The 24,152-nt window shown below is 56.1% G+C and carries 24 protein-coding genes; 22 read left to right on the forward strand and 2 right to left on the reverse strand.

All coding sequences use genetic code 11. The features are described 5' to 3' along the window. Nucleotides 1-38: 38 nt before the first annotated feature. The 6 genes from V9G17_19255 to V9G17_19280 all read left to right on the forward strand — a co-directional run bounded on the left by V9G17_19255 (nucleotide 39) and on the right by V9G17_19280 (nucleotide 4,898). Nucleotides 39-581, forward strand: coding sequence for a hypothetical protein (locus V9G17_19255; protein MEI2754736.1), 543 nt, complete (start codon nucleotides 39-41; stop codon nucleotides 579-581). Between the two features lie 235 nt (nucleotides 582-816). Then, nucleotides 817-1,644 carry a flagellin gene (locus V9G17_19260; protein MEI2754737.1) on the forward strand — a complete coding sequence of 276 codons (828 nt, stop codon included), beginning with the start codon at nucleotides 817-819 and terminating at the stop codon, nucleotides 1,642-1,644. Nucleotides 1,645-1,712: 68 nt separating this feature from the next. Beyond that, nucleotides 1,713-2,072 carry a flagellar protein FlaG gene (locus tag V9G17_19265; protein ID MEI2754738.1) on the forward strand — a complete coding sequence of 120 codons (360 nt, stop codon included), beginning with the start codon at nucleotides 1,713-1,715 and terminating at the stop codon, nucleotides 2,070-2,072. Nucleotides 2,073-2,099: 27 nt separating this feature from the next. Then, complete coding sequence (gene fliD, locus V9G17_19270) at nucleotides 2,100-3,491, forward strand: flagellar filament capping protein FliD (protein MEI2754739.1); 1,392 nt, start codon at nucleotides 2,100-2,102, stop codon at nucleotides 3,489-3,491. Nucleotides 3,492-3,506: 15 nt separating this feature from the next. Next, nucleotides 3,507-3,899, forward strand: a complete 393-nt coding sequence (gene fliS, locus V9G17_19275) for a flagellar export chaperone FliS (GenBank protein ID MEI2754740.1) — start codon at nucleotides 3,507-3,509, stop codon at nucleotides 3,897-3,899. 387 nt (nucleotides 3,900-4,286) lie between these two features. Continuing rightward, the gene (locus V9G17_19280) at nucleotides 4,287-4,898 is read left to right on the forward strand and encodes a PilZ domain-containing protein (protein ID MEI2754741.1); all 612 of its coding nucleotides are present in this window, start codon (nucleotides 4,287-4,289) and stop codon (nucleotides 4,896-4,898) included. 43 nt (nucleotides 4,899-4,941) lie between these two features. Here the strand turns inward: V9G17_19280 and V9G17_19285 are convergent, their stop codons facing one another. Then, nucleotides 4,942-5,871, reverse strand: coding sequence for a P-loop NTPase (locus V9G17_19285; protein ID MEI2754742.1), 930 nt, complete (start codon nucleotides 5,869-5,871; stop codon nucleotides 4,942-4,944). Nucleotides 5,872-6,406: 535 nt separating this feature from the next. Between V9G17_19285 and V9G17_19290 the strand changes: the two genes are divergently transcribed. From V9G17_19290 to V9G17_19325, 8 genes are all read left to right on the forward strand, one after another. Then, entirely contained in the window at nucleotides 6,407-7,270 is an 864-nt protein-coding gene (locus V9G17_19290) for a CheR family methyltransferase (GenBank protein ID MEI2754743.1), read from the forward strand. Between the two features lie 12 nt (nucleotides 7,271-7,282). After that, entirely contained in the window at nucleotides 7,283-7,663 is a 381-nt protein-coding gene (gene cheY / locus V9G17_19295; protein ID MEI2754744.1) for a chemotaxis response regulator CheY, read from the forward strand. A 23-nt stretch (nucleotides 7,664-7,686) separates the two neighbouring features. Beyond that, nucleotides 7,687-8,340, forward strand: coding sequence for a protein phosphatase CheZ (locus V9G17_19300; protein MEI2754745.1), 654 nt, complete (start codon nucleotides 7,687-7,689; stop codon nucleotides 8,338-8,340). A 9-nt stretch (nucleotides 8,341-8,349) separates the two neighbouring features. Next, complete coding sequence (locus V9G17_19305) at nucleotides 8,350-10,239, forward strand: chemotaxis protein CheA (protein ID MEI2754746.1); 1,890 nt, start codon at nucleotides 8,350-8,352, stop codon at nucleotides 10,237-10,239. A 94-nt stretch (nucleotides 10,240-10,333) separates the two neighbouring features. Then, nucleotides 10,334-11,317: a chemotaxis protein gene (locus V9G17_19310; protein ID MEI2754747.1), complete on the forward strand. Its 984-nt coding sequence runs from the start codon at nucleotides 10,334-10,336 to the stop codon at nucleotides 11,315-11,317. Between the two features lie 83 nt (nucleotides 11,318-11,400). Next, a complete protein-coding gene (locus tag V9G17_19315; protein ID MEI2754748.1) occupies nucleotides 11,401-12,492 on the forward strand; it encodes a chemotaxis response regulator protein-glutamate methylesterase in 1,092 nt (363 codons plus the stop codon). Nucleotides 12,493-12,539: 47 nt separating this feature from the next. Next, the gene (locus tag V9G17_19320) at nucleotides 12,540-14,225 is read left to right on the forward strand and encodes a HAMP domain-containing methyl-accepting chemotaxis protein (protein ID MEI2754749.1); all 1,686 of its coding nucleotides are present in this window, start codon (nucleotides 12,540-12,542) and stop codon (nucleotides 14,223-14,225) included. 27 nt (nucleotides 14,226-14,252) lie between these two features. Beyond that, the gene (locus V9G17_19325) at nucleotides 14,253-14,771 is read left to right on the forward strand and encodes a chemotaxis protein CheW (protein MEI2754750.1); all 519 of its coding nucleotides are present in this window, start codon (nucleotides 14,253-14,255) and stop codon (nucleotides 14,769-14,771) included. A gap of 64 nt (nucleotides 14,772-14,835) precedes the next feature. Here the strand turns inward: V9G17_19325 and V9G17_19330 are convergent, their stop codons facing one another. Then, nucleotides 14,836-15,078, reverse strand: a complete 243-nt coding sequence (locus tag V9G17_19330) for a hypothetical protein (GenBank protein MEI2754751.1) — start codon at nucleotides 15,076-15,078, stop codon at nucleotides 14,836-14,838. A gap of 130 nt (nucleotides 15,079-15,208) precedes the next feature. Here V9G17_19330 and V9G17_19335 point away from each other — a divergent pair, with 130 nt between their 5' ends. The 8 genes from V9G17_19335 to V9G17_19370 all read left to right on the forward strand — a co-directional run bounded on the left by V9G17_19335 (nucleotide 15,209) and on the right by V9G17_19370 (nucleotide 24,005). After that, nucleotides 15,209-15,979: a flagellar motor protein gene (locus V9G17_19335; GenBank protein ID MEI2754752.1), complete on the forward strand. Its 771-nt coding sequence runs from the start codon at nucleotides 15,209-15,211 to the stop codon at nucleotides 15,977-15,979. 82 nt (nucleotides 15,980-16,061) lie between these two features. Further along, nucleotides 16,062-16,841: a flagellar motor protein MotB gene (locus tag V9G17_19340; protein MEI2754753.1), complete on the forward strand. Its 780-nt coding sequence runs from the start codon at nucleotides 16,062-16,064 to the stop codon at nucleotides 16,839-16,841. Between the two features lie 136 nt (nucleotides 16,842-16,977). After that, nucleotides 16,978-17,208: an STAS domain-containing protein gene (locus tag V9G17_19345; GenBank protein MEI2754754.1), complete on the forward strand. Its 231-nt coding sequence runs from the start codon at nucleotides 16,978-16,980 to the stop codon at nucleotides 17,206-17,208. Between the two features lie 119 nt (nucleotides 17,209-17,327). Next, the gene (locus V9G17_19350) at nucleotides 17,328-18,365 is read left to right on the forward strand and encodes a methyl-accepting chemotaxis protein (protein MEI2754755.1); all 1,038 of its coding nucleotides are present in this window, start codon (nucleotides 17,328-17,330) and stop codon (nucleotides 18,363-18,365) included. Between the two features lie 37 nt (nucleotides 18,366-18,402). Then, nucleotides 18,403-18,774, forward strand: a complete 372-nt coding sequence (locus V9G17_19355; GenBank protein ID MEI2754756.1) for a response regulator — start codon at nucleotides 18,403-18,405, stop codon at nucleotides 18,772-18,774. A 63-nt stretch (nucleotides 18,775-18,837) separates the two neighbouring features. Next, nucleotides 18,838-20,961, forward strand: coding sequence for a chemotaxis protein CheA (locus V9G17_19360; GenBank protein MEI2754757.1), 2,124 nt, complete (start codon nucleotides 18,838-18,840; stop codon nucleotides 20,959-20,961). Nucleotides 20,962-21,021: 60 nt separating this feature from the next. Beyond that, the gene (locus V9G17_19365; GenBank protein MEI2754758.1) at nucleotides 21,022-21,531 is read left to right on the forward strand and encodes a chemotaxis protein CheW; all 510 of its coding nucleotides are present in this window, start codon (nucleotides 21,022-21,024) and stop codon (nucleotides 21,529-21,531) included. 26 nt (nucleotides 21,532-21,557) lie between these two features. Continuing rightward, entirely contained in the window at nucleotides 21,558-24,005 is a 2,448-nt protein-coding gene (locus V9G17_19370) for a methyl-accepting chemotaxis protein (GenBank protein MEI2754759.1), read from the forward strand. Nucleotides 24,006-24,152: the final 147 nt, after the last annotated feature.

The raw sequence follows: 24,152 nt of genomic DNA on the forward strand, positions 1-24,152 counted from the left end.
GGCGGACCCGTGCCGAACTTTTCTAAAGGAGTCTGATTATGCATATCACCCTTGATGGCGAACAATTGCAGGTCCCGGATGAGGCCTCTCTGCTGAACGCACTGGCCGTTCTGAGCGACGAGGCACATGCTCGGCACCGCATTGTGACGTCTCTGACAGTGGGAGGAAGATCCGTCAGCGATCGTGATTTGACGTCTGTGTTTCTCAACCAGCCAGCCCATGCCGCGGGTGCGATACAGGCTGTGTCGCAGTCGTTACACACCATCATCACCGATGCCAAGCAAGCGATCACCCGTTTTGCAACTCAACTACGGGTCGACGGGCAGGGTTTGCTGACTCCGTTGCGCTCGGGGATCGGCCAGGTGGCCAGCATCGATGCCTGGCTCGGGCGTCTGGCTGACTACACCGAGATGCTGGAAGCCGGGCATGCCCAGGGCGTCGAGGGGCTCAGTTCGGCCCCGTTACTGCCGTGGATCCAGGAACTCTTAGGGGCACGAACCAACACGGACGCCATCCGTGTCGCCGATCTCCTGGAATATGAATTATTGCCTCGGCTCGCCGACACCAGTATCGCTGCCTAGTGTTCATTCGTGTCGGATATGGGTCAGCAGCATGGAATGCCTCCCGTTGCAGATATTTCCTGTTCATCTTGAAGCACTTAAGTCTTCCCGATGGGTGACCGATAAGGACACATCAATAGGGTAACAAGGCGCAGGAGGGATGGGCGCACATTCTTTCGAAACCTGGTTCCCACCTCGTTGGCACGGACGCCGGCGATCTCGGTAGTAGTGAGACAGCTTCAGGAGGAAGTACGTCATGGCATTAGTAGTCAATACCAACGTTGCGTCTCTGGCAGCCCAGCGGAACCTTGCGATCAACCAAGCCCAATTGGGCCGTTCAGTCGAACGGTTGTCGTCGGGCTTGCGGATTACCCGTGCGGCGGATGACGCCGCCGGATTGGGCGTGTCCGAAACCTTGCGGGCGCAGATCCGCAGTATCAATCAGGCTAATCGAAATGCCGGAGACGGTATCAGCTTGACGCAGGTGGCGGACGGTGCTGCGGCAACGATCGGAAGCCTGCTGTCTCGTATGCGTGAGCTGGCGACGCAGTCTGCCAGCGGAACTCTCGGAACGACCGAGCGGTCGTATCTGGATCAGGAGTTTGTTTCGTTGCGTTCGGAAATCGACCGCATCGCTACGACGACGGAATATAACGGTCAGCCGCTTCTGAGTGGAAGCAGCAATACCTTTGAAGTCTTCATCGGCTTCAAGAGTGGATCGGGAAATTCGTTGAATGTGGCATTGGCCGATCTCGACGTCGCGGCGGTCGGATTGACCGGTGCGAGTGTGTCGACGGCAGTAGCGGCTCAAAGCATGCTCGCGAATATCGACAGCGCGATCAGCGCGGTGGCAACCGCCCGTGCGAACTACGGGTCGCTTCAAAGCCGGTTCGAAGTCGCGATCCAGAACTTGACGGTCACGGCTGAGAACTTTACCGCAGCGGAATCTCGGATTCGAGACGCGGACATTGCCCAGGAAACATCTGTGTTCACGAAGAACCAGATCCTCACCCAATCCGGCATCGCGATTTTGGCGCAAGCCAATTCGCTGCCACAGCAAGCGTTGGCGCTGCTGCGAGGATAAGGTCACAACCGGCGGGTAGCCCTTCCCTCGGGGGAGGGCTACCCACGGATTGGCCCTAGGAGGGCAATATGGTTCACGAAGTTTCGAATCACAAGGACCTTCCCGCAACGGCTGTCCATGCGAGCCAGAACGGGCCTGAACACCCCGTTGAACGGAAAGTGGAGGCCAAATCCCCTGAGCCCCAGCCCGTGTCGGCTGAGGATAAAGAGAAGGATCTGAAGCAGGCTCTGTCCCGCGTGCGGGAGGTGTTTCAGAAGGCAAACTCCAGACTGGAGTTTAGTGTCGATCCGGATCTTGATCGGGTGGTCGTGAAGGTGATGGACGGGGAATCAGGTACTGTAATCCGCCAGATTCCGCAGCAGGAAGTCATCGACCTTGCGAAAAGACTGGAAACGCCGACGGGGCTACTCCTGCATCACAAGGTGTGACGGACTTCACGACATGAAAGGGAAGTCATGGCGATTAGTTTCGGCGGGTTAGGCAATGGTGTGGACTTTGGCCAAGTCGTCTCCGAGTTGGCCAAAGTCCAACGCCTGCCCATCGACGCATTGACGGCGAAGAAGAAAGACCTGCAAACCAAACTGACTGATTATGGGGCGCTCGGCAACAAGCTCCTGGCCTTGCAGAGCGCTGCGAATGCTCTCCGGCTGCCGAGTACCTTCGATCGATCTACCAGCGTCGTCAGCGACGAGACGGTGTTGACCGCTCAAGCCGGCGCAGGAGCGGCGACCGGCAGCTATACAGTGCAAGTTACTCAGTTAGCTAAAGCCAACCAAATTGCAAGCAAGGCCGCCAAAGCGGTCTCGGGCACCACCGAGGTGGTTTCGAGCGGTGCGGGCACCTTTACCTTTCGAGTCGGGAGCGGAGCCGATCAAACGGTCAGCCTCAGCGCCGGCGCCACACTCGACGATCTCCGTTCGGCAATCAACGATCTGGGAGCCGGTGTCACCGCCTCCGTGATCAATACCGGCACAGAAGCGAGTCCGGCCTACCGCATGACATTGACCGCAACTTCCTCGGGCGCTGCCAATACCATCACCGTGGTGGCCGATACGACCACTCTTGATTTTACGAACGCGAGCGGAACGGGCGGCAACGATACGCTGCAGGCAGGGCAGAATGCCATTGTCGTGATCGGGGATCCCGACCAAACCACGATATCCATTGAACGCGCCAGTAACGTAATCACCGATGCGATTCCTGACGTCACCCTCACACTGAAATCAAAAACCGTCACGACTCCCCAGGCGGAGCCGGTCACGGTGAACGTCACCAGCGATCCCGCGAGCGTGAAGACCAATATCAAAAGTCTCGTGACCGCGTACAACGATATCGTGAAGTTCGTGAACGATCGGACCGGATACGACATCACGACGAAGACCGGCGGCATCTTCTTCAACGAAGGCACCGCGAAAAATGTCCTGAGTCAGTTGCGCACCGCCGTCTCGGGAGAGGTCGGTGGACTTTCCACCTACAAGACGCTTGGTGAGGTCGGATTTAAAACGGAGCGCGACGGGACCCTCACTATCGACGACGCCAAATTGGACTCGGCGATGGCCGGCAATTATGCCGCCACTCGGGCCTTGTTCGTGACGCAGACAACCTCGAGCGGCATCGCAGACCGTATCGTGAAGGCAGTCGATTTCCTCGACAGCGTCGACAGTGGCGCCTTCACCATTCGAAAAAACTCCATCACCAGTCAGATCAGCAGGCTCACCAATGAAATCGGTCGCAAGGAAGATATTGCCTCGCAATATGAGGAGCGGCTGCGATTGCAGTTCGCCTCATTAGACGGATTATTACAAAAACTCCAGTCCCAAACCAGCGCCCTCAAGGCGCTCCAATAGTCGAATAAGGTCACCATGATCGCTACGGCAGCCAACGCTTACCAACAGACGCAAGTCATGACCGCCAATCGGGTGCAATTGATCGTCCTGCTGTATGATTCTGCGATTCAATCGATGGAACTGGCCCGGGAAGCCATTTTGACGAACAACTATAAAGATAAGGCCCGTTTTCTCGACCGCAGCATCGCGATTGTCGGGGAACTGTCCAGCGTCCTGGATTTCGAGCGAGGCGGAGAAATTGCGGTGTCGTTGCACCGGTTGTACGACTACATGGTGCAGCAATGTATTCAAGCCAACCTTCGGCATAACGGCAAGCATCTGGATGGGCCGATCCGTTGCCTGACCACCCTGCGGGAAGGCTGGCAAGTGGTCGCGCGGCAAGAAGCGGTGCCCCATGTCGGCAGCTAGTCCCTCCACTACCGTTTCTCTTCACGATCGTCGCTCCATTGAGCGGCTCACAATCCAAGCGCTGGAGGCCGCCCGCGCCGGCGACTGGGATCAAGTCGACGCGTGTTATAGCGCACGTGGAATCAGTCTAGCCGCATGCATGCTCGATCGCACATTTGCACAACGTCTTCTGAGCGTGGACGAAGAAGTTCGGAAGGCCATTGTGGTAGCTCAAGCGGGGATCTCCGGGTTATTGGCCGAGGCCGCCCAGGTGAAACGGCATCTACGCCAATTACGTGAAAATAGCGGACAACTAGCCTCTGACAGTGTAACGATACACCGAGAAGCCTGAGGACCGTAGGGTCAGAGAGCCAGGCTCACTCGTGACTTTCACTGTAGAGGTTTGGCATGACGCCTTCACCTGACCGACACGCTCAACGCCCACACAAAGACATTGACAATGACGAGCGGCGCGAATGGCTTCGCATCGACGACCGCTTGCTGCTTGAGTATCGTCGCTACGACGAGCCGGCCGAGGCCATGAACGCCCACCTTGCTCCGGCGACAGAAGACACCATCGCCACCGCAGTCTCAAAGCCAACTCTTGACCTGCTGGTTCGGGGAGGGGAGACCTTTGCTGGCTCTCCGTTATTACCCTGGGTGTCGAAAATCGACTGGATGCTGGAGACGATTCTCAAGGCCTTGGTCAAGAGTCACCCAGGCAGTGTGGCCATCGCACGACTGACCGATGTCGACATCAGTGCCGGCGGGCTTGGTTTCGATACGCCGCGCGAGTTTCAGGCGGATGACCTCTTGATGCTGAAGATCATCTTGCCCCCATTCAGTATGATCGAGGCAACGGCGCGCATCATCCGAGTGGGCCGGCCCGAAAAAGGCACGACCGGATTTCATGTCGCGACGCAGTTTATGGAATTGGGTGCTGACGAGCAGGAGCTGATTATCCGGCATATTCTTCAGGTGCAAGCCGAACGCCTGCGGGCGAGAAAAGCGGCGCACTGAGACTCCGGCGACGCATGGAAACATCTTAGGAACGCACGCGAGTTTAGGCCGCCTGGACAGGCAGGGGAGTGGTCTCGGCCGGTGTCGTCGCAGGGCGAGCGAGCTGGGCAAGCAAGGCGTGGGCGGCTTTGTCCAGAGCGAGCGAGGCTGGTGCTGTGGGTTCAAATTCAACGACCGGTAGGTAACTGCGCACGGCGCGAGTCATTGCCGGATCATCCGGAATCTCCCCGAGCATCGTCAGATCTCCGCCGACGTATTGCTGCAGAAGTTTCTTTAACTGCAAGACATTCACACGCGACTTCCCCGACACCCGATTCACGATCAAATATGGCTGAAATCCCTCCAATGTTCGGCTGGCGATCTCACGGGCGTTCGGGTCCGTGTCGCTGACCGCCTGGATGACGTCTTCAATACTGCTGAAATCCCGATCTGAGAGGGTCTCGGTGACGGAATCGCGCGACAGGAAGGCCGAAAGCACACGGCGAATCGCGGCTAATTTAATAAAGCGATACAAGTCGAGCACTGAGGTCGGATCCGGGGTGGCGACCGTCACATAGTGATCGGCCATGAGAAAAAAGTCCAACGCGTGATAGCTGGTGCCTGCTCCGATATCGGCAATGATGACGTCGGCTTCCAACTGCCGGAAGTGGCGGATCAGGCGCTTTTTCTTGGCGTAGGGAAGATTTGCGGTTGCCAGGGTATCGCCGGTTCCGGGAATCAGTTGAAGAAACGGATGCGCCGAGACTGGCTGGAGTACCTCTTTGAGGCCTTCGACCCGTCGTTCGATGAAATCCGTCAAGGTGAGGCGAGGGTTCAAAATACCAAATAAGATATGGGCGTCCGCACCGCCCACATCCAGGTCCGCCAGGACGACACGTTTGCCCTGTTTGGCCAATAACATCGACAAATTGGCCGCAATCACGCTTTTCCCCACGCCGCCTTTGCCGGAACCGACCGACACGATGATTGCCATACAGACTGGTCTCTCCCGCGAAGTGTGTGTGCCAGCTCTTCTTTCGGCCTGCCGAACGAGAAACATAAGCCCGCCCGGGTGAATTCCTCTCGTATCTTACCGGTCGTCGCTCGATCTGGACTTCCCTATTAAAGCGCATCACTCAAGAACCGGCAACTAAAGTTTGAGACAGCGCCCACCGATACCATATCCGTCATGAACAACACCACCGTCGCAACAACCACAGCGAACCTCGAAAATGCATCACCTTCTGAGAGCGAAATTCTCACCGTCTCGGACGTGGCGCGATTTCTGCGCGTGCCAAAGTCCACGGTGTATAAGCTCGCGCGTCTCGGACAGTTGCCGGCTTCCAAAATAGGGAAGCACTGGCGCTTTCTCCGGCGCGATATTCATGAATGGATGCATAGCCGAACTCAGCAGCATTGATCTCCCCTTCGCGAGAGTGAGGCTGCTGGTCTGATGCGGAGAGGCCGGACACGACCGGCGAGCAGCAGATCAACCGTGCCGCCTCCAGGCAGGCAAGAGAGGGCATCTCATGGCCGACGGAAATACGGCGAGGAAAGTAGACGTCCCGGAGCCCAAGCTAGTCCCCGACACCTTCAAACAACTCCGAGATCTGATCTATGAGAAAACGGGGATACATTTCCAAGACAATAAGACGTATTTGCTGGAGAGTCGCCTCCTGCCGAGACTGAAAGCCTGTCGTTGCGAGACCTTCGAAAAGTATTTGAACTTTCTGCGCTTTGACGCTTTTCGTGATCGTGAGGTCACGGAACTCTATACGGTCATTACGACGAACGAGACATACTTCTTCCGCGACGAAGCGCAGCTCGAGAGTTTCATGAAGGTCATGATTCCGGAAGTCATGAAAACCAATGCCGCCACGAAACAACTGCGCATTTGGAGCGCGGCCTGCTCGAGCGGGGACGAGCCCTATACTCTGGCGCTGCTCCTCCGCGACTACCCGCCGCTCGCGGGGTGGACCATCGATATTCTGGGGACAGACATCAGTGAAAACGTCCTCACTATCGCTCGGGGAGCCACCTACAGTTCTCATTCCCTACGCAAGGTGCCGCCGGCCATGCTGGTCAAGTATTTCACCGGGAAAAAGGAGGAGCACACGCTCGTCCCGCAAGTCAAAGGCATGGTCCGGTTCATGAACATTAACCTGTACGACCGCCCCAGACTCAAACTCATCCGCGGCATGGACATCGTGTTCTGTCGCAACTGCCTGATCTATTTCGACGACAAGGCGAAAGCACAGATCGTGTCGGATCTCCGTGATGCCCTGCGCCCCAAAGGGTACTTAATGATCGGATTCTCAGAAACTCTGCACGACACGGCGGGGTTGTTCAAAACCATTCACGCAGGTCGTTCCGTCATTCATGAAAAAACGTAAGGAGGATGAGTCATGCCAGCCGATCCGAATATGAAGATTCTCGTCGTCGACGACATGTCCACGATGCGACGCATCGTTAAAAATATCCTGAAGCAGCTCGGCTTCAATAACTTGGAAGAAGCGGAAAACGGTCAGGAAGCGCTGACGAAGCTGAAAGCGGATACGTATGGATTTGTGGTCTCAGATTGGAACATGCCGGTCATGATGGGAATCGACATGTTGCGCGCCATCCGCGCAGACGAGAAGTTGAAGAAGATCCCTGTGTTGATGGTCACGGCTGAAGCGCAGAAAGAGAATCTGATGGAGGCCGTGCAGGCCGGCGTCAGCAATTACGTCGTCAAGCCGTTCACCGCCGAGACGATGCAGGAGAAGATCAACAAGATTTTCAAGTAATCGGCCTCTAACCGGTGAGGAGCATGATGGGACAATCACGCCCGGCAGGAAAAGCCAAGGATCCGATCGATGATGAAGAGCCGACAGAAGTGGCTCCGGACACCAAGTTGTATGAGGAACTCGGGGAATTAGCACGCTTTATCGATACCACGATGAAGACGCTCTCCGAATTCAGCGCGCCGGTCAGCGCCTCCTCCCAACAACTTCCGCAAGCACAGACGCACCTCCTGAATCTCAAGACACAAACCGAACAGGGAACGCATCGGGTCATGCTGGAGGTGGAGTCCATCCAGGATAACCATGTTCAGGTCGGCAAGATGCTGAAAGAACTGACACACGCCCTTCAGCAAGCCAACGTCGCTCCGAACCTCATCCAGCAGGTGCAGAAAATTACGCAGGATCTTAGCAAGGATGATAAACGCCTGCTCGACATTATGACCGCCCTGTCATTCCAAGATCTGGTCGCGCAGAGCGTGAATAAACTGGTCACTATTTTGGATGAAGTGGAGCACAAGTTACTGCAACTCGTGGTGGTCTTCGGCCCCTATCAAAAACAGGTTGCCAAAAATGATCAGGGCAAAGCCAATGAAATGCTGAAACAACTCGAAGCGACCAAGAACACGTCCATGAATCAAGATCTGGCCGACGAAATACTGAAGCAATTTGGTTTTAACTGAGGTGGGGTTATGAGCGATGAAATGCAGGAGATCCTCAACGACTTTCTCACTGAATCCAATGAGATGCTGGAAGTCTTGGATCAACGGTTCGTCACACTCGAGAGTGATCCGAACAACACGGATCTGCTGAACGAAATCTTTCGTGCCATGCATAGCATGAAGGGGTCGGCCGGCTTCCTCGGATTCAACCACTTAGTGGACGTCGCGCATCGCGGAGAAAATATTCTCAACAAGCTTCGCCAAGCCGAAATGGCTGTCAGTCCGACGATCATCAGCGTCATCCTTGAAACCATCGACGTCATCAAAGCGATCATGGCCGACATTCGAGAGTCGGGAACCGACAACCATACTCCAACTCAAGTGATCGCGGCGAAGTTGGATGCGATTCTCAGCGGCACCGCACCTGCCCAGGCCACCTCTGCCGCCCCAGTCGCACCTAGCGCTGCGCCATCAATGGAAGCCCTTGCAGCGGCAAGTGAACTAGCCGCTGCGCAGCCGCCGACACTGGGGGAGATTCTGGTGAATGAAGGGTTTGCCTCGAAGGACCAGGTGCTGGATGCGCTCAACGCGCAACAACATCAGCCCGAGCCGAAGACACCCTTGGGCGAAATTCTTCTACAGGCCAAGGCGATTACGGAACGGGCGCTGGATCAAGCGCTCCACAAACAGGAAAAACAGCCGAAACCAGCGGAAGAAGACGCCACGATTCGCGTGGAAACCAAGCGGCTCGATAGCGTGATGAATCTGGTCGGCGAATTGGTGCTCGGGCGTAACCGCTTGATTAAGATCGGAACGCAGTTGGAGCAGAATCATGAATCCGACCCGCAGGTGCGTGTCCTGAGCGAGACACTCGCGCAGCTCAATCTTGTGACGACCGATTTACAATTGGCCGTGATGAAAACCCGCATGCTGCCGATCAAGAAGGTCTTCGCCAAGCTCCCGCGTATGGTCCGCGACCTCTCCCAGAAACTTAATAAGCAAGTCCATCTGGAGATGCGCGGAGAGGAAACAGAACTCGATAAGTCCGTGGCCGATGAAGTCGGCGATCCTCTGGTGCACTTGGTGCGCAACGCGATCGACCATGGCATAGAAACGCCGGCGGAACGCCAGGCCAAAGGGAAACCAGGCGAAGGCCAATTGACGATTGCCGCCAGTCAAGAAGGAAACAGTATTGTTATCCGTATCAACGACGACGGCCGCGGAATTCAGGTGGAAAAGATCAAGGCGAAAGCACTCGCCAAAGGACTGATCAGTGAAGCCGAGTTGGCGGCCATGGAGCACCGCGAGATCCTCAATCTTATTTTTCTGCCCGGGTTCAGCACCGCCGAGCAGGTCACGGATGTGTCCGGACGCGGCGTAGGCATGGATGTCGTGCGGACGAATATCCGGAAGATCAACGGAACCGTCGATCTCGAGTCCGAGGTTGGCAAGGGCAGCCAGATCATCATCAAACTGCCGTTGACCATCGCCATCATCCAAGCATTAATGGTTGAGGTCGAGCGATCCATCTTCGCCATTCCGTTGAGCACCGTCATCGAAGCTGTTCGCATTTCCCGCCATGACATCAAGACGATCAATGGACGCGAAGTGCTGCATTTACGCGACCGCGTTCTGCCGTTGATCCGGCTGGCCCAAGAGTTCGACATTCCCACGGACGCGGAGCGAGAGCGCTTCTACGTCGTGGTGGCCGCGTTAGGCGATCGCCGGGTCGGGGTGGTCGTCGATGAATTGCGGTCACAGGAAGAAGTCGTCATCAAGTCCATTTGGGATTACCTGGAAACCGTCAAGGGTGTGTCCGGCGCGACGATCACCGGAGAAGGCAAGGTCGTGTTGATCTTGGATACGTCAGAGTTGGTGCAGAATGCTCAGGCCTGGCACAACTCCGGGATTGCAGCCTGATGTGACGTGCCCAGGCTGGTGTCTGTCGCCTGGTCATTCGAAGATGATCGACGCGTGAGGAACAGGGGTCGAGAAGGAAAGAAGCGGAGGAAGTATGTCCACTCTCATCAATGAAATCGATGCACGCACCCGACTGGCCGGCGCCAATCAGATGGAGTTGCTTCTGTTCAAACTCGGGACCAACGAAATCTTCGGCATCAACGTATTTAAGGTTCGGGAAGTAATGAAATTGCCGGCACTTACCCAGATTCCGGAAGCGGATAGCCGTATCGTGGGCATGGCCAACATTCGTGGAATTATGGTGCCGGTGGTGGGCCTCAAGCGCAGTTTGGGGCTCGGCTCGGAGAACGAGGGGCAGGTGGGAGGTGCGCCGGGCACCCATCCCTATCTGATCGTGTCCGAGTACAACGGAACCTTACAAGGGTTTCTCGTGGCCGGCGTCGATCGCATCATTCGCTTTTCCTGGTCCGCCATTAAGACCCCTCCCGCCATCGTCCGGGAAAATAACAAAGGCGCGGTCACCGCCGTCACGATGCTGGAGGACGGACGGATGGTCCTGATCCTGGACGTTGAAAAGGTTCTCAACGACATTTGCCCGCGTTCCGATGATGAAGTGTTTGCCGGCATGGTCTCCGCACCCGGCTTGAAATCCAAATGCATACTGTTCGCCGACGATTCTTCCGTGGCGCGGACGCAGATCCGCAAGGCGTTGGAGCGCCTCGAGATGTCTTACATCATGGCGACGACCGGCGGTGAGGCCTGGAAAAAGCTCGAAGCCCTAGCGGATCAGGCCACGGCAGAAGGCAAGGAGCAAGTGGATCAGATTCAATGCATCCTCAGTGACATTGAGATGCCTGAAATGGATGGGTTCACCCTGACCAAGCATATTCGCGCGGATCCGAGATTGGCGCATCTCCCAGTCATGTTGCACTCCTCCTTAACCGGCGCGTGCAACATGGAGAAGGGGAAAGCCGTCGGAGCGACCGACTACATCACTAAATTTGACGCCAAGATGCTGGGCGAGAAACTCGCCTATCATCTCGACGCGAATAAAACGTCGGGGAGCAAAGCGGCCTAAAGAAAACGATTCGCGACAGGCAAGTGGGACACCGGCCTATTCAAGCTTTGGCCGGAGGTAGCCGATGTATCGGGCAGGAGCGTATGGCACTTCCAGAAACACAGAGCGGAACAAATCGGGTGCGAGTGTTGGTCGTGGACGATTCCGCATTCATGCGCAAAAGTCTGTCCAGCATGCTGGAAGCAAACAAACAGATTCAGGTAGTGGGCGTCGCACGGAACGGTGAAGAAGCTGTTCAACAGGTCCTGCAACTGAAACCGGACGTCGTCACCATGGATGTGGAAATGCCAGGCATGACGGGGCTTCAAGCGTTACAGCAGATCATGGCGAAACATCCGGTGCCGGTCATCATGGTGAGTTCCATCACCGTCGAGGGCGCTCAAGAGACTCTGCAGGCCCTGGAGTGGGGAGCGATCGATTTTGTGCCCAAACAGCTGGATGGCGTGGCCTCTAAAATCACTGAAATACAAAACCTCTTGGTGCCCAAGGTCCTGGCTGCCAGATATGCCGGTGCGAAATTGAAGAAGGTTCCTCTGATAGGAGGAGCCAAATCGGTGGCCCTGCCGACCAAGGCGTTGAGCAGCCTCTCCGTGAGCATGACCCGCGGCTCCAAGATCATTGCGATCGGCTGCTCCACGGGAGGGCCGCAAGCGCTGTTTGAAATCATGCCGACGATTCCGGCGGATTGCCCGGCCGGCATCGTCATCGTGCAACACATGCCGAAATCGTTCACCAAGCCTTTTGCCGAACGACTGAACAACCTCTGTGCGCTTGAAGTACGAGAAGCCGTCGATGGAGATGAAGTCAAACCAGGCCGCGTTCTCGTGGCGCCGGGTGGCCTGCAGTTCCGGGTCGTCAAAAAAAGCATTACCAGCTCCGTCGTGAAGCTTTCCCCCAATGTGGAGAACCATCCTCACGCGCCCTGTGCGGACATCATGATGCAATCCGTGGCAGCTCTGTATGGAGAGCGGACGATCGGTGTGATTCTAACGGGCATGGGACACGATGGGTTGGAGGGCATGCGGGCGATCAAAGCGGCGAAGGGACGAACGGTCGCGCAAGATGAAGCGTCGAGTGTGGTGTATGGGATGCCGAAGGCCGTGGTGGAAGCCGGGTGTGCAGAGAAAGTGGTTTCGCTCTCCAAAGTCATCGGCGAAATCATGAACATGGTGTAACAAGGGACGCAATTCACTCGTTCACAACTGGAGAGGTAGGAGGCATTATGGGCAGCATGATGAAGGGGATGACCATCGGGCCGAAGTTTGTCCTGTCGATTATGATGGCGGCGTTTGTCGCAATCGGCATCGGCCTCGTCGTCTTGTATCAGCAAGAAGAAAACAAGATGGATGTCATGTTGACTGGGCGTGCTCAAGTGCTGTCGCAACAAATACAAATCGGACGCGCCTACATCGCCAGCAACTATGTCGCCAAGCTGAAGAAAATGAAGGCGGGGGCGGATATTCAAGTCCTGAAAGAACATACCGGGAATGTGGATGCGATTCCGATTCCAGCGACCGCAATCAGAGAAATGGGTGAGGAAGCCACGAGAGGTGGCCTGTATAGCGCGAGACTGGTGAGTCAGAATCCGATGAATCCAGGCAACTCACCGAAGGATAATTTCGAAAACGAAGCCATCCGAGCCATCATGGGCGGGGCCGAAAGTTATGCTCGCCGAGACGAAGTCAACGGGGTTCCGACCTTCCGTCGGGCGATGGTAGATAAGGCCAGTTCGGCCGCCTGCATCAGCTGTCACACCAGCAATCAGATCGGTGACACTCTGGGTATGCTGAGCGTCGCTCTGCCCATGGGACCAGCCATCGCACTGTCGAGCAAATCGATGTGGCAAACCGGTGGACTGATGGTCGGGGTTGTTGTGCTGATCATGCTCGTTACCTATGCTTTGCTCCGCAGCATCGTACTGCAGCCGCTGGCAAAAATGAGCGACATCTCGCGCGACATTGCCAAGGGCGAGGGTGACCTCACCAAGCGTGTGCCGGCTGAGGGGAGCGACGAAATCGCTCACATGGGGCAGTATTTCAATGAGTTCATCGAAAAACTGCAGCTGATGATTAAGAAGGTCGCGCATGTGACGGATAAAGTTGCTTCGGCATCGGTCGAATTGTCCGCTACTGCTGAAGAGATCTCTAAGGGCACCGACACCTTAACGTCGCGCGCCTCTCAGACGGCCGCCGCGGTGGAGGAGATGAACGCCACCGTCGGCCAAGTTGCGCAAAACTCTGGCAAAGCGGCAAGTTTGGCGCAAGATACGGTCAAGACTGCTCAAGAGGGCGGTACGGTGGTCTCGAGCACGATTTCCGGTATGCAGCAGTTGTCTGAAGCGGTCTCCAATTCGGCGACGATCATTTCCGACCTCGGGAAGTCCTCCGATCAAATCGGAGAAATCGTGCGAACGATTGAAGACATTGCCGATCAGACCAACTTGCTGGCGTTGAACGCTGCGATCGAAGCGGCGCGAGCCGGTGAGCAGGGTCGTGGATTTGCGGTGGTCGCCGATGAAGTCCGGAAATTGGCTGAACGGACGACCAAAGCCACGAAGGAAATCGGCGACATGATCCGCCAGATTCAGCAGGATACACGGGGAGCGGTGGACTCGATGCAGCAGGGAACGCAGAAAGTCACCGCGGGTGTGGATCTGGTGAATAAGACCGGCGAGGCCCTGTCTCAAATCGTGCGCATGGTTTCGGAGAGCGCCGATATGATTCGACAAATTGCCGTGGCTTCGGAGGAGCAATCCGTCGCGACGCAGCAAATCGCCAGCGACATCGAAAATGTGGCGAAGGTTACCAAAGAGTCGTCCTCCGGCGCTCATGAGTCGGCCAAGGCGAGCCAGGATCTCAGTCAGTTGGCGGTGGAGCTGCAGGGAATCGTGGGTGGCTTCAAGATCTAAGTCGCCAAGCACGAGAAGGAGCTCAGCATGGGTGCCACTAAACAACAGGTCAAATCCCAGTATCACGCGGATCCGGACATGAGCGTGGATAGCCTGGGGGAAAATGCGGCAGACGATCTCCTGCAGTTCGTGATCTGCCGGATCGGAAGTGAGGAGTTTGCGGTCGATGTCCTGAGCGTGCAGGAGATCAACCGGATTGTGGAGGTCACGCGTGTTCCGAAGACTCCCCCCTATGTGGAGGGGGTCATCAATCTTCGAGGCCGCATTATTCCCGTGCTGGATTTGCGAAAACTGTTCGGCCTCAGCGGGGCTCAACAGACCACTCAGACTCGAATTGTGGTGGTATCGGTGCAGGCCCGCCTGGTCGGACTAGTCGTCGATTCAGTGGAGGAAGTGTTGCGGGTGCCGAGGAGTGCGATCGAGCCGCCGCCCTCAGTCGGGACGATAGCCGGTGCGGAATTCACCCAGGGAGTAGGACGGATTGATGACCGGCTCCTGATCCTGGTGGATCTGAGCCGACTGCTTCTGGCTCGTGAAGCGGCTTGATGAGACCGAAACGAAGAGCAAGCGGGGTACCGGGAGGGCGGATGATCCCCCTCTCGGCCTCCACTTAGGAACTCAGCGGATGAGAATCGGGCGGGGGATCCGAGCGTTGTCGATTCCTGGTCTCCAGGACGCGCTCAAGCAACTGTAATGATTCCGTCAACACGTCCGATGCACACGTCAGGGTGACATGAAATTGTTGCATGGCTTCGGGCCAGCGCCCTTCCTTCTGCAGGACCTGAAATTTCCGATGCTGCTCATCGAGAATCGCTTGTTTGGCATCAAGCATCAAGCTATCGGCAGGACCCACAAGAGCACCTCCATGCAACAGAATTGTGACTCGATCGCACGCTATCAGAGTGCTTCCGAGAGGCGCAAGCCCACCATTCTGGGTACAGTCGATACACGGCATTCAGAAGCGGTGGTGAGGTAATCGACCAGTGGATATCGCAACAATCTTAGGTGTCGTCATCGCGATCGGGTCCATCCTGGGTGGCCAGGCGCTCGAAGGCGGTCATGTCGGGTCGGTGCTCCAACTCACCGCGTTCATCATCGTGATGGGTGGAACGATCGGCGCGTGTTGTGTGCAAAACCCGCTCTCCGTCGTCTTGAAATCCATCAGTATGGTCACGCTGGCGCTGACCAATCCCCCTCACGACGTCAAGGGAACCATTACTCAGATCCTGGACCTCGCCAACGTGTCACGCAAACAGGGTTTGCTGGCCTTGGAGGGGAAAATAAAGGATTTGCACGACCCATTTTTCAAGAAGGGCGTGCAGCTCATCGTCGACGGGACCGACCCGAAGCTCATCCAAGAAATCTTGGAAATTGAGGTCGAGCACCATGAAGAAGAAGGGGTCCATGCGGCCAAGGTGTGGGAAGCCGCCGGTGGATACGCACCGACCGTCGGAATTCTTGGCGCCGTGCTCGGGTTGATTCACGTGATGGAAAACCTGGCCGACCCATCAAAACTCGGCGGCGGTATTGCGGTGGCATTCGTGGCGACGGTCTACGGTGTCGGCGCAGCCAATCTATTCTTCCTGCCGATCGGCAACAAGATGAAGTTTAAGCTGAAGGAAGAAGCCGGATTGCGGAACATGGTGATTATGGGGCTCGTCGGCCTGGCTCAGGGAGAAAATCCCCGCCTGCTGCAGGAAAAACTCGAAAGTTTCCTCCCTCCACATGAACGGACGAAAGACGACAAGAAATAACGTTGTTTGTCGTGCGTGAAGCCGATCTCGTTTCCCGGTTGAAACGCGTCCCCTTTCACGAGCCACGATTCACGAGTATCCGATGGCAAAAAAGAAACACGAAGAACACGAAAACCACGAACGCTGGCTGGTGTCCTATGCGGACTTCATTACGCTGCTGTTCGCCTTTTTTGTCGTGATGTATTCCGTGTCATCGGTCAACGAAGGCAAATATCGAACGGTCAGCGACTCCATCAAAGCGGCGTTAAATCCGGTAAACAGCACGCCCTCCAGCCGATTACCCTTTACCGTTGGCGACGCGAAGCCAAAGATGATCAATCCCGATATGTCGAGTGCCAACGAACCGGTTATTCGGCGAATGAAAGAAATCTTGCGAAAAATCCATCCGAGCCTTGCCTTGGAAATGCCGGATATCAAGATTGTGGAAACCGGCAATGGCACCATCATGATTTCCCTGCCGGAATCCATTCTGTTCGGAAGCGGGGAGGCGCGGGTGCGATCGGAAGCCTTACCGTTTCTAAAAGCGTTGGCCGAAATCCTGATTGAAATGGACCGCCATGTGCGCATCTTGGGGCACACGGACAACGTGCCGATACGAACGGCGCAATTTCCATCGAATTGGGAACTCTCCGCCCTGCGTGCCGTCATGGTTGTAAGAATCTTCTCAGAGCTCTACGAAATCCCGATATCCCATCTCTCCGCGACCGGATTTGCGGACTCCAAGCCAATCGCCACCAATGATACGCCCGAAGGACGGACGAAGAACCGACGGGTCGAGATTATTGTCCTGGAAAAAAATCTGACTGGAGACAATCTCGATTCGATGCTCCCCGGAGCGAGGACTCCGGCCCAGCCGCTTTGAGAACTGCTGGTGCTTCGGAGTGAAGTGATCTAGGTCTTGTGGGACGATGCATTACGGCATGCCACGTAAGTGTTAAGAATCGCGGGGTTCGGGCCGATAGACCCTAGAAGTAGGACATTTCTTGAAAGGAACTGTCATGACCCTCAAGCCTGCTGGTGACTTAACAATTTTTGAAGTTGGCACTCTGCACGGGGAGATTAAGCAGGCAGGAGCGACGCATCCACAAATCGAGCTGGATCTGTCCGAGGTCGACAAACTGGATGCGTCAGCGATTCAACTGCTGATTGCCATCCGTCGGTCGGAGCGCATGGTGTTGACGGGAATGACGGATGCGCTGCGGGCGCGCATGGCCGAACTGGGTGCGTAACGACTGTCTGATTTCGTCATGATGTACGGGAAACGTCAGCAATGATTTTATACTTGCCGCTATTCTTGGGAGCGTTCGTGGTCGGTGCGTGTCTTTCATGGTTGTGGTGTCAACGACAGATGGCCTCAGCCAGAGAAGCATTGCAGATCACACATGAGGCCATGCTGAAGGAACGTGCGAAGCGTACCATGGCGTGGGAGCAACTTGGGCAATCGACGCTGCCGCTTGTACAAGTACTGAACGCTCAGATGAAAAGTGTGATCGAGCAGACGGAGCAGGCCGCGACCGATTTGGGACAACGATTCGGCATGATTGCCGCCCGAGCGACCGAGCAAGCCAATCAATCCGCGCATCTGTTCGGCGACGGTGAAATGAGCGTGGACACGGTCCTCAAGACCGCCGATACGATGCTGGAAGGGTTTGTCGGTGACGTGATGAAGTCATCGGAAATGGCCCTTCAGATTGCAACCATTATGGACGAGGTCGAGCGGAGTACCAAAGCGATTACCGGGATGATCAGCGAAATTGAGTTTATTGCCGATCAGACACGCTTGCTGGCCCTCAACGCCGCGATCGAAGCCGCCCGGGCCGGAGAGCATGGCCGTGGGTTCGCCGTCGTGGCCGATGAGGTCGCCAAACTGGCGAATCGCTCAGGGCAAGCGGCCAACAGCATCAACAGTCTCGTGAAGAACGTAGAGAAAAACACGGCATTGGCCATGAGCACCGTGGAGAGTCTCGCGTCGGTGGATTTGAGCAAAACCCTGGGGACAAAACATCGGCTCGATCAGATGACCCGGGGCCTAGCCGATCGTAACAATTCGCTGAAGGATGCCGTGATGACGTCAAAATCCCATGCCGATGAACTGGCGCGAGATGTCGGCCAAATCATCATGGCCCTCCAATTTCAGGACATCACAAGGCAAAAACTAGAGCATGTGATTCAACCGCTCACTGAGGTTCGCGCGGTCATGGATGCCTTGATCCAGGGCCAGTCCCATGACCAGGTCGTCAGTAAAATGGATTTCCTTGCAAAGCTTGACCGCAGCTATACGATGGAAGAAGAACGCTCGGTATTTCACCGGGCTGCAATCGGGTACGTCCCTGCGCCATCCCAAGGGAGAGCCCCTGTAGAAGACACCAATGTCACGTTGTTTTAAGTAACGTCGGATCATCAGAAGAATTAAGGAGTGCGCCATGGCGAAAACGGTGTTGGTTGTCGATGATTCTCCCACAATGCGGCAGATGGTGGCATTCACCCTGACCAGCGCAGGCTATCAGGTGGTGGAAGCCGGCAATGGCAAAGAGGCGGTCGGCAAGGTGACCGGCGGAGCCAAGCCAGACCTCGTCGTCACCGACCTGAACATGCCGGAGATGGACGGCATCACCCTAATCAAGGAGATCAGGAAGATGCCGGCGCTCAAGTTCACGCCCATCTTGATGCTGACTACGGAAGCCTCCGATGACAAGAAGAAGGCAGGCCAGGCCGCAGGCGCCACCGGCTGGATCGTGAAGCCCTTCAATCCGGAACAGATGATGGCCGTGATTAAGAAGGTGCTGCCTGGATAAGTAGCCATCTGACAGCCTATGTGAACGAGCCGACGGTACCAGCGATACAGAAGCAGGGGAAACATGAGCACTGACCTCTCACAATTCAAAGATGCCTTTTTCGAAGAATCGCAGGAACACCTGACGACCATCGAAGAGGGATTGCTTCAGCTCGAGCAGCGACCTGACGACATCGATCTGCTGAACCGCATTTTTCGCGGAGCGCATTCCATCAAGGGCAACAGCGGGATGTTCGGTTTCACCGCCGTCTCTCAGTTCACGCACAAGATGGAATCCGTATTGGATCAGTTACGCAGCAGTCAGATGGTGGTGACGGTCGAGATCACAGACATCCTGCTGCAGTCACTGGATTGTCTCAAAACGCTAATTGATTGCGCGCGTGCGGGAGAATCACCCGACGCGGCCCACGTCGAAGCTTTGAGTGTCAGACTCGAAGCGTGCCAAGGCGGATCATCTGCAGGACAAGCCGCGACCGTCTCCGCAGCTGCTCCCCAAGCACATGCTCCGGGCATGCACCGCTATACCATTACCTGGGTGCCACCAGGGTATCTGTTCCAACGGGGATTGGATCCTGGTCAATTCATCAAGGAACTGGCTGGGCTGGGCACTCTGACACATCTGGTCTTGGATGCCAGTCGGTTGCCGGCACTGGCTGAATTGGATGCCGAACTCTGTTACCTCGGGTGGACCCTCGATCTGGAAACCGTCAAGGATCTCAAAGTCATCGAAGCTGTCTTCGATTTCGTGCGCGAGGACAGCATCCTGACGATTGTGGAGAGTCCGGTCGCCGAGCACATCACCCACGTTGCGTCCGACGGCGCAAAGCCATTGGGCGAAATCCTGGTCGAAACCGGTGTGGTGTCACAGTCTCAGCTGAATCAAGCGTTATCCCAGCAAAAAAAGGTTGGCGAAATTCTGGTCGAACAGAAAATGGCCACGCCGGAGCAGATCTCCGAGGCACTCAAGAAGCAGTCTGAAAGCACCGCTCCGGCGAAGAAGGCGGAAACTCCGTCGATCCGGGTCGATACCGTCAAAATCGATCGTCTCATTAACTTGGTCGGAGAATTGGTCATTACCCAGTCGATGCTGAGCGATCTCGGTTCTCGCTTTGAGATGAACCAACTGCCCGTCTTACTGGAGCGCGTCGCACAACTGGAACGGAATACACGCGAGATCCAGGAGCGCGTCATGGGGATCCGCATGGTCCCTATCGGCAATGCATTCAGCAGATTCCCGCGTCTGGTGCGCGACTTGTCGGGTAAATCCGGAAAGAAGATTCAATTGATCCTATCCGGAGAAGAGACCGAACTCGACAAGACCGTGATCGAATCGATCGGCGATCCCTTGACTCACCTTGTCCGCAATTCGGCGGATCATGGCTTAGAACCGCCCGACGAGCGTCTCGCTGCCGGCAAAGCGGAACAAGGCATCATTCGCCTCAACGCCTTTCACGAAGGCGGCAGCATTTGCATTACGGTGGAAGATGACGGGCGCGGGCTGAATCGCGACAAGATTGTCGCGAAGGGGCTCAAGCAGGGATTGATTGCGGAATCCGACAAACTGTCGGATGAGCAGATCTGGATGCTGATCTTTAAGCCGGGCTTCTCCACCGCTGACAAGATCACCGATGTGTCTGGTCGAGGCGTCGGCATGGACGTGGTGAAGCGAAACCTGGAAGGGCTGGGCGGAACGGTCAGCATCAAGACCGTCACGGGCAAAGGCACCACCTTTACCCTCAAGCTCCCGCTCACGCTCGCAATCATCGAGGGCATGACCGTCCGGGTCGGTCGGGACACGTACATCGTTCCGCTCTTGTCGATTCTCGAATCGATTCAGCCTAAGCGCGAGATGCTCAAGACCCTCATCGGAAAAGGGGAGTTGGTCAATGTGCGCGGCACCTATCTTCCCCTTATGCGTTTGTATGAGGTGTTTCAGTTGGAGCCGGAAATCTCGGATCCCACCAAGGCGATACTGTTGATACTCGAAACGGAGGGTGAACGCGTCGCGGTCATGGTCGATGAAATTCTCGGACAACAACAGGTCGTGATCAAGAGTATGGAACAGAACTTCCGGAAAATCGAAGGGGTGGCCGGGGCGACCATTCTCGGCGACGGCACCGTCGGCTTTATTTTGGACGTCCGCGGATTGCTCAACATTGCGCGGGAAGGCACGGCAAAGGCGGCGTAGAGGCAGAGCTCTAGACAAGATCGACGAGAACGATTCCACGAACCGGGCGAGGAGGCTACGATGGCGACACAGGAATTGACAGGAAAAGATTCGAATCAACAAATCGGGCTCACGACGGACGGTAGTCAATTCCTGACCTTCCAGCTGGGGGAAGAACTGTACGGAGTCGACATCCTCCGAGTTCAGGAGATTAAAGGGTATACCGCCGTCACGCGCATTCCCAATACGCCGGCTCACATCAAGGGCGTGCTGAATTTGCGCGGCACCATCGTTCCGATCGTGGAGCTCAGGACGAAGTTCGGCATGCCGACAATCGAATACACCATGTTCACGGTCATCGTGGTTGTGGTCGTGAAAGAAAAAATCATGGGACTCGTGGTGGATGCAGTGTCAGACGTCTTGGATATCGACAAGAAGGACATCCAACCCGCTCCGCAGTTCGGAGCGCAGGTGGACGTGAGCTTCTTAAACGGCATCGGCAAGGCCGGCGACAAGTTGGTGGCATTGTTAGATATGGATCGTCTGTTGACCGATGGCGATATGCAAGAAGCGACGAAAGCTGCAGCCTAATTACTCGAACCAAGGGAGACCAGGACATGGCATTGAATGTTGAATTATTAGAGTCCAGTTTTCAGCTTGTTGCCCCCAAGGGAGAAGAGTTGGTGTCCCGCTTTTATGAGCGGCTATTCAAAAAGTACCCGGCAGTGAAGCCCCTGTTTAAGAAGACCTCGATCAAGGAACAAAAAAAGAAGCTCTTGGCGTCCTTAGTCTTAGTGATTCAGAACATCCGCCGCCCCGAGAAACTCACCCCTGTCCTGCAGGACATGGGAGCCAGGCATGTGGGGTACGGTGTGCAGCCGGCCCATTACGATGCAGTCGGAGAAAATCTTCTGGCCGTTCTCGGTGAAGTGGCCGGATCGGCATGGACACCCCAGGTGAAGCAAGCCTGGACCGAGGCCTACGGAGCGATCAAGACCCTCATGCTTGCTGGAGCAGAGCGTGCACAATCCACACAAGGAGAGAAGACGATGAGTAAGGCAAAAGAAAAGAAGGGCGCCTCTGCTGGAACGGACATGCTGGGATTCTACCTGGGGGCCCTCGATCAATCGCAGAACAACATTCTGCTGTGCGATCGCAATCTGGTGATCACGTATGCCAACTCGACGGCGCAAAAGACGCTCACCACTCTCGAGTCAGAAATCAAGAAAGTGCTGCCGAAGTTCAGTGCGTCCGCAATCATCGGCACCTGCATTGATGACTTTCACGTGGACCCGAGCAAACAGCGTCGGATTTTGTCGAACCCTGCCAACATGCCGCATCGCGCGGATATTCACATCGGGCCGTTAACCCTCAGCCTCTTAGTCACGGCCATTATGAGCCCCACGGGCGAGTACTTGGGGAATGCGTTGGAGTGGGCCGATGTCACCGAGAAGCGCAGACTCGAAACCGAAATGTCCCGGCTCAAAGCATCTCTCGACAATGCACGATCAAACGTGCTCGTGTGCGATCGCACCTACACCATCGTGTATGCCAATAACCAGTCTGTCACCACATTGCGCCGGTTAGAATCCGATATTCAAAAAGTCATGCCCGGGTTCTCCGTCGCCAAAGTCATCGGGTCGAACGTCGACCAGTACCACAAGAATCCAGCGCACCAACGCCGTTTGCTCGACAACCCGCAGAACTTGCCGTACCGAACAGAAATCAAGATCGGGCCATTGACGCTCGACCTTGCGGTCGCGGCCATCATGGGTGAAAAGGGCGAGTACCTCGGGAACGTGGTCGAGTGGGCCGATGTCAGCGCCCAGAAGAAGGCGCAGATCGAAATCGACAAGCTCATCGGTGCGGCAGCGGCCGGACAGCTTTCAGAACGCATTAATGCGGCGGATTTTGACGGCTTCTTTAAGACGCTCTCCGAAGGCGTGAATAAGATGCTCGATGCCGTCGTGACGCCCTTGCATGAGGCTCAGATGGTGCTCACAGCGATGGCGGCCAACGATCTCACCAAGACCATGACGGGGACCTATCAGGGTGAGTTCGAGCAAATGAAGGCCAGCCTGAACGGTGCGATGAATACGTTGAGTACCGCGATCTCGACCGTGCGCGGCGGCGCGGAAAGTGTCACCGCCGGCGCGGAGGAGATCACCAAGGGCAACGAGGATCTTTCTCAGCGCACGTCTGAGCAAGCCAGTGCGTTGGAGCAGACGTCGGCTTCTATGGAAGAGATGACCTCGACCGTAAAGCAAAATGCCGACAATGCGAAACAGGCTAACCAGCTGGCGATTGCCGCACGCGACATCGCCGACAAGGGCGGGTCCGTCACGGTCCGTGCCGTCGAAGCCATGGGAGAGATCAACAAGAGCAGCAAAAAGATTGCGGACATTATCACGGTCATCGACGAGATCGCTTTCCAGACCAACCTGCTGGCCTTGAATGCCGCCGTCGAGGCGGCCAGGGCAGGGGAACATGGTCGCGGGTTTGCGGTCGTGGCCGCCGAAGTCCGTAACCTGGCACAGCGGTCGGCGACGGCTGCCAAGGAAATTAAAGGATTGATCAACGAGTCCATCCAACGCGTGAACGACGGCAGCGAACTGGTCAATCAATCCGGCAAGACGCTGGAAGAGATTGTCAGCTCAGTCAAGCGCGTCACGGACATCATTGCTGAAATCACCGCGGCGTCCCAGGAGCAGGCCCAGGGGATCGACCAGGTCAACAAGGCCATCATGCAGATGGACGAGACGACGCAGCAGAACGCGGCGTTGGTTGAAGAAACGACGTCGGCCAGCCAGTCGATGAAAGACCAGGCGCAGGAACTCATGCGTCAGGTTGAAGTGTTCAAGGTTGACGAGGAAGGAGCCCAGCAGGCATCGCCGACGCGACCTGCGACCGGGAAGCCAACGGTCAAGGCTGGTGGCGCCCCCAAACCGGCCCTTAAAAAGCCGGTATTCTCGTCCAAAGCGGGGGAGGCCAAAGCCCCGGTCGGTGTGGCGGCCGGGAATGGTCACGATCGCCGTAAGAAAGATGACGATTTCGAGGAATTCTAGGTCCGGGGCTGCGGGGATGGGCAGTAGTTGTCCATTCCCGCAGCAGCCTCAGAACCTGTTCCATGCGGAATTGCGTGTGACAATACGCTCAAGGCCCAGCGCCTGAGCCGGTTTCGATTGAATCCACCTCTAGCCCAGGGACGGATC

It is taken from the genome of Nitrospira sp. (assembly GCA_037045225.1).
Lineage (GTDB): Bacteria > Nitrospirota > Nitrospiria > Nitrospirales > Nitrospiraceae > Nitrospira_A.